At 53.7% G+C, this 5,734-nt stretch carries 4 protein-coding genes; all 4 read left to right on the top strand.

Features of this window, described 5'->3' with window-relative positions:
- The coding region (locus ABX962_RS28395; protein WP_372724521.1) for an alpha-L-fucosidase C-terminal domain-containing protein at nt 1-340 on the top strand (340 nt) is incomplete at its 5' end.
- Nucleotides 341-380: 40 nt separating this feature from the next.
- Entirely contained in the window at nt 381-1,859 is a 1,479-nt protein-coding gene (locus ABX962_RS28390; RefSeq protein ID WP_372724519.1) for an alpha-L-fucosidase, read from the top strand.
- 123 nt (nt 1,860-1,982) lie between these two features.
- Nucleotides 1,983-3,494, top strand: coding sequence for an arylsulfatase (locus ABX962_RS28385; RefSeq protein WP_372724517.1), 1,512 nt, complete (start codon nt 1,983-1,985; stop codon nt 3,492-3,494).
- 159 nt (nt 3,495-3,653) lie between these two features.
- On the top strand, nt 3,654-5,069 hold the full coding sequence (locus ABX962_RS28380) for a sulfatase (RefSeq protein WP_372724515.1): 1,416 nt from the start codon (nt 3,654-3,656) through the stop codon (nt 5,067-5,069).
- The last annotated feature ends 665 nt before the right edge of the window (nt 5,070-5,734 follow it).

Here is a 5,734-nt window from a genome sequence, read left to right as displayed (position 1 = left end):
TTACGGCACCCGGCCATGGAAGACCTTCGGCGAGGGTCCGTTAGAGATGAAAGATGGGCGTCAGGGAGAAAACCACAAGGAGTTTTCGCAACAGGACATCCGTTTCACGACTAAAGACGGAGTCTTGTACGCATTCGTGCTATCTCGGCCAACCCAAGATATCGTGATCAAAACGCTGGCCAGCGGCGGACTGCTCGAGAGTGAGATTGTCGACATCCGGCTGTTGGGCAACGACGAGAAAATAAAATGGGAACGTTCGACCGATGGTTTAACAATCACCCTTCCCGAAGAACTGCCGGACACTTTGGTTGTCGGTTTTTCTATCGAGCTAAAACAATAACGTCCGACCTGAAAGAATAAATATCAACATAGGAAAACACATGCAAATAAACAAATTCATCTTGCTGGCCGCGTTTCATGCGTGCTTCTTTACCGTTCCTGCGGTAGTCGCCGGCGAGCCTGCAGACGGCACTGCCACCCCCAACCACGCCGACGATTCCCACATGCAGTGGTGGCGTGACGCCCGCTTTGGCATGTTCATTCATTGGGGGCTCTACTCGGTCGCTGGCGGAGAATGGGAGGGCAAGGATTATGGAAAGGAACAAGGCGGAGCCAGCGCGGAATGGTTGATGAACAGCGCGAAGATCCCTGGAAAGCAATACCGAGACACGCTCGCACCGCAATTCAATCCAACCGATTTTGATGCAAAGGAATGGGTATCGATCGCCAAACAAGCCGGTATGAAATACGTGGTCATCACGTCCAAGCACCATGACGGCTTTTGTCTGTTTGATACCGACGCCACGGATTACAACGTGATGGACGCCACGCCGTTCAAACGTGACATCATCAAGGAACTTTCCGAAGAATGTGCTAAACAGGGATTGAAGTTTGGTGTCTATTATTCGCAGTTCAAAGATTGGTATCACCGTTCGTTCCAACGGAAACAAGGCGTGTTGAGCAACGACGAATACCTAGAGCTGGTTGAGAAAAACCTCGACGAGCTGCTATCCAACTACGGCGAGATGGCAGTCTTGTGGTTTGATGTCGGCGGCAACAACGTGATCGAAGCGGATCAGCAGGGGGCGCGGGTTCGCGAACTTCAGCCGAATGCCGTGATCTGCAGCCGTCTGTACAGCCGCAGAGTCCCTGAGGACAACCGCAAGTACGCCGACTTCGAATCGCTTCCAGACCGGATGCTTCCGGCCGAGCGAATGACGCAGGATACCGAGACGTGCATGACGATGCGTCACAACTGGGGCTATGACCAGAACGACGATCACTGGAAGAGCACAAAGGATATCATCGAGTTCTTGGCGCTGTGCGGTGCACGAGGCGTGAACCTGCTGCTCAACGTGGGTCCAGACCCGAAAGGCAATTTGCTTCCGGAAGAGACCGAACGTCTGAAAGAAGTCGGTCAGTGGATGGACGCAAACGGCGAGTCGATCTACGGCACCACCTCTTCTCCGGTTGATTTCGATTTCTGGTGGGGCGCGATGACTCAAAAGAACCAGACGCTGTATCTACACGTCTTGGAATGGAAACCCAGTGGCATCGAGTTCAATGGAATTGTGGGTAAGCCGGTGAAGGCTTACTTCCTAGCAGATCCAAAGCGGACGCCTCTACCGGTGACCTATGACGCCGATGCCCATAGCACCAAAGTGAAGGTGCCGGAAACGGCGCCGGACCAGCGGAACACAGTGATCGCTGTGGAATACGACTCAGCGGTTGTGGTCGATCCCAATGCAAAGGGCAAGTACCACTGGTATACCACGCGAAGTAAACGCCACACGGAAATTCGTGAGAGTAAGCGTGCGGGTCAGCAGAGGCTACCCGATGCGGTGAAAGCCGCACGCTAGAGCATTTTCATCAATGACGCATGAGGATGAAAAGTAGCTACGTTCGCCAGAACGTGGTCCATCGCGACCGCAACGGTAGCTACAGTTTTGTATCCATTGGTAAAGAGGGAAACACAGAACACCATGAAATTTTTGCTTTTAACGCTTTCGTTTTTGTTGTCGTTGGTTGTGACTGCGGCGGTGCATGCCGCTTCGGATAAACCCAACATCATCTTTATTCTTGCCGACGATCTGGGCTATGGTGATGTGCATTGTCTGAATCCCGAGCGGTGCAAAATCGCCACACCGCAGATGGATCAATTGGCGGCACAAGGCATGGTGTTTACCGATGCACACTCGAGTTCCTCGGTTTGCACACCGACCCGCTATGGCATTTTGACCGGACGCTACAACTGGCGATCCCGGCTGCAGAACGGTGTGCTGTATGGGTTTGACCAACCGTTGATTCCCTCTGACCGATTGACGGTCGCCGGCTTTCTAAAAACGCATGACTACCGCACCGCTGCAATCGGCAAATGGCATCTTGGGCTGGGGCTTCCCACCACTGATGGAAAAACTACAGGCGGGCAAAGGGCCACGAATGTGGATTGGAAGGGACGCATCAGCGGCGGACCGGTCGAGCTGGGGTTTGACTACTATTACGGGATTTCCGCTTCGCTCGATATGCCTCCCTATATTTACATCGAGAACGATCGGTTCGTTGGTGAGTGCACGACCACCAAAGCCTTTCATCGCAAGGGGCCGGCTCATGCCGACTTTGAGGCGGTCGACGTGTTGCCGGAAATCGGACGACAATCGGTCGAGTACATTCGGCAGCAGAACGCGGACGAACCGTTCTTCATGTACATCGCGCTCACCTCACCGCATACCCCGATCGCCCCTTCGGACGACTGGAAAGGCAACAGTGAGTTGGGAGTGTATGGCGATTTTGTGATGCACACCGATGCGGTGATCGGCGAGATTGTGTCTGCGGTGAATGCATCGGGGTTTGCTGAAAACACGATGATCGTCGTGACCAGCGACAACGGTTGTTCCGCCAAGCCATCAAAGGCCAAGGAATTGGAACAGCAAGGTCATTATTCCAGTGCCGAGTTCCGTGGTTACAAATCGGATTTGTGGGATGGCGGTCATCGCGTGCCCTTCATCGTTCGCTGGCCGGCCAAAGTTGATCCTGGAAGCGTCAGCGATCAGACGATCTGCCTGACCGACTTGATGGCTACCTCTGCCGAGTTGGCCGGTTCGAAGTTGCCCGAGACCGCCGGTGAGGACAGTGTCAGTTTTGCGTCCGCTCTGAAAGGAGACCCGATGGTCACTTCTCGAAAGGGAGTGATTCACCATTCCATCGGTGGAAAATTCGCATACCGCCAGGGCAAATGGAAACTTCTGCTAGCAACCGGTTCCGGGGGATGGACCAAAGAAAAAATGCCTGCCGATACGGTGGCGCAGCTTTACGATATGACGGTGGATCCGGGTGAACAGAACAATCTCTACAACAGCCATCCAGAGGTCGCCCAGCGGTTACTCGCACAGTTGCAAACCGATGTAAAACGAGGCCGCAGCACCGACGGGCCGGAACTCTCGAACGACGTCCCGGTGAAACTGAAAATGCCGGGCTTGAGTAAGAAAGGCAAGTAAGCATTTTTTAAGGAATCGTTCAATGCGCAATGTCTCTTCGACCGGGCCAAGCCACGTTTATTTTTGTAGCATCAACCTTTATTAAGATTGTCACCTCCCATTTACGTCTGATCGAAAGATAGCCGCCTTCGGCGAAGTGAATCGACAAAAGGAAACGCCATGACCAAGTCTGTGTTCAAGTTAATTTCTGGCGTCATCCTATTGGCATCCATGGTTGCTGTGAGCCAAGTCGATGCGGAGAGCCCAGCTCAAAAACCCAATATCATTCTGATCTTTGCTGATGATGTCGGCTATGGTGACTTGGGTTGCTACGGTTCGCCGCTGAGCACTCCCGAGATCGACCGGTTGGCTAGCGAGGGCCTGCGATCGACCGATTGTTTGGTGGCGGCCAACGTGTGCGGCCCTTCACGAGCGGCTTTGATGACCGGTCGTTATCCGATGCGTTGTGGGCATCCGATTTCCAGGCACAACACGACGAAGTACGAGAAATACGGGATTGCTGCCGACGAACTAACCATCGCCGAACTGTTGAAAACGGCCGGCTATTACACCAAGATGGTTGGCAAGTGGCACCTCGGATTTCATGTGGACGGATCCCATCCGCTGGACGCCGGTTTCGATGAATACTTGGGACTGCACAGCAATTATTCCAACAGCCACGGCGATGCCGACACGCTGTACCGCAACCGCGAGGTCCAGGAAGCCAAGATCGAATTTGAAAAAGTAACGAAGCTGTACACTGACGAAGTCGTGGATTTCATCAACGAGAAAAGTGGCGAGCCGTTCTTTATCTACTTCTCGCATCACATTGCTCATTCACCGATTTTGCCTAGCAAGCCTTTCCAAGGCACCTCCGGTAAAGGTCGTGCGTCCGCCTACGGTGACTTTCTATTGGAACTCGACCATAGCGTCGGCCGTGTGCGGACCGCTGTGCAGGACGCCGGACTCGCGGACAATACGTTGGTCGTTTTTCTGTCGGACAATGGCCCCGCCAAAAATGGGTCTGCGAAGCCGCTGAGCGGCGGCAAGTATGTCACGATGGAGGGTGGACATCGCGTGCCATCGATTTTCTATTGGCCCGGCCGTATTCCGGCGGAGCAAGTCTCGGATGCAATGATTACTAGCATGGATTTATTGCCGCTGTTCTGTCATATGGCGAACATTGAACCGCCGAGCGACCGAACGATTGACGGAAAGAACATCATCGATCTATTGACGGGAAAAACCAACCAAAGTCCTCACCAATATTTCTACTACTACAACGGCTTGAACCTACAAGCGGTGCGGAATGAAAGGTGGAAACTACATCTACCACGCACGATTGCAGATCAACCGTATTGGGCAAAGAAAGCGGGAGGAAACCCCAAGAAAAAACTTCTCTCACTGAACCAACCCTTATTGTTTCACCTGGATCACGACGTCAGCGAGCAGAAGAACGTGTTGTCCCAGCACCCGGAAGTCGCTTCTAAATTGATCAGCCAAGCCGAGCGTATCCGGGCCGAGATCGGCGATGTTGATGTAACCGGCTCCGATCAGCGTCCTCATGGTTTGATCAATCCAAATTTGAAAGATTAGGGCATGCCGCGGTGGATGCAGGTGCCGCTTTGGCAGATTGCCTTACATTTGCTGCCTTCATCACCCCACTAGGCTGGGCGTGGCACGATGCCCGGGGACCAAAATGCCCGGGGACGGGATGCCCGGGGGGATGCCCGGGGACAGAGCACAAGCATGACTCCATGCTCGCTCCCTCACTCGAGGTAACGGGCGTGATCAACGCGAGACTGGCGAGTCTTTTTCTACGGTTGCTAGCATGCTCTTACATGGTTCATTCGCTGCACCGTACCGTGTACCGCCGCTATCGTTTCTGGTGATTGCGGCGATATCTCTTTTCATTACTGCGATCGGACTCACGCAGTCGATACCAACATGGTGCGAAGTAATAAGACGTTCGCTGAGAACCAGAGCCGAGTGATTCGAGATCAGCGACGGTCATCGGACGCACACACCGGCAACCGACCGCGCCACTTGCCCAGCCCTCAGGAGGCATTGCCGCCCACCTCAGAAACATGCTCTGTCCCCATGTGTCCCCCCCTACATGTTTCTGCCAAAATCAGTGACCAAGGCTGCCACTGGTGACGTAACGTCGCTGCTCAGTCAAGTCATGATTCCACCACGTCCACCAAACGCCGGATCGCCGGCGGGCAGGAAGATGAGATGGGCAGGAACATATCAAGAAAGCA

Origin of the sequence: Novipirellula sp. (assembly GCF_041583735.1) — a bacterium.
GTDB lineage: Bacteria > Planctomycetota > Planctomycetia > Pirellulales > Pirellulaceae > Novipirellula.
The sequence above is the reverse complement of the archived record's forward strand: the minus strand, read 5'-3'. Positions and strand labels throughout refer to the sequence as shown.

Bases quoted from the DNA above. Each gene is read 5' to 3' on its own strand.
- ABX962_RS28390 (WP_372724519.1), top strand. From the start codon at position 381: ATGCAAATAAACAAATTCATCTTGCTGGCCGCGTTTCATGCGTGCTTC.
- ABX962_RS28385 (WP_372724517.1), top strand. From the start codon at position 1,983: ATGAAATTTTTGCTTTTAACGCTTTCGTTTTTGTTGTCGTTGGTTGTG.
- ABX962_RS28380 (WP_372724515.1), top strand. From the start codon at position 3,654: ATGACCAAGTCTGTGTTCAAGTTAATTTCTGGCGTCATCCTATTGGCA.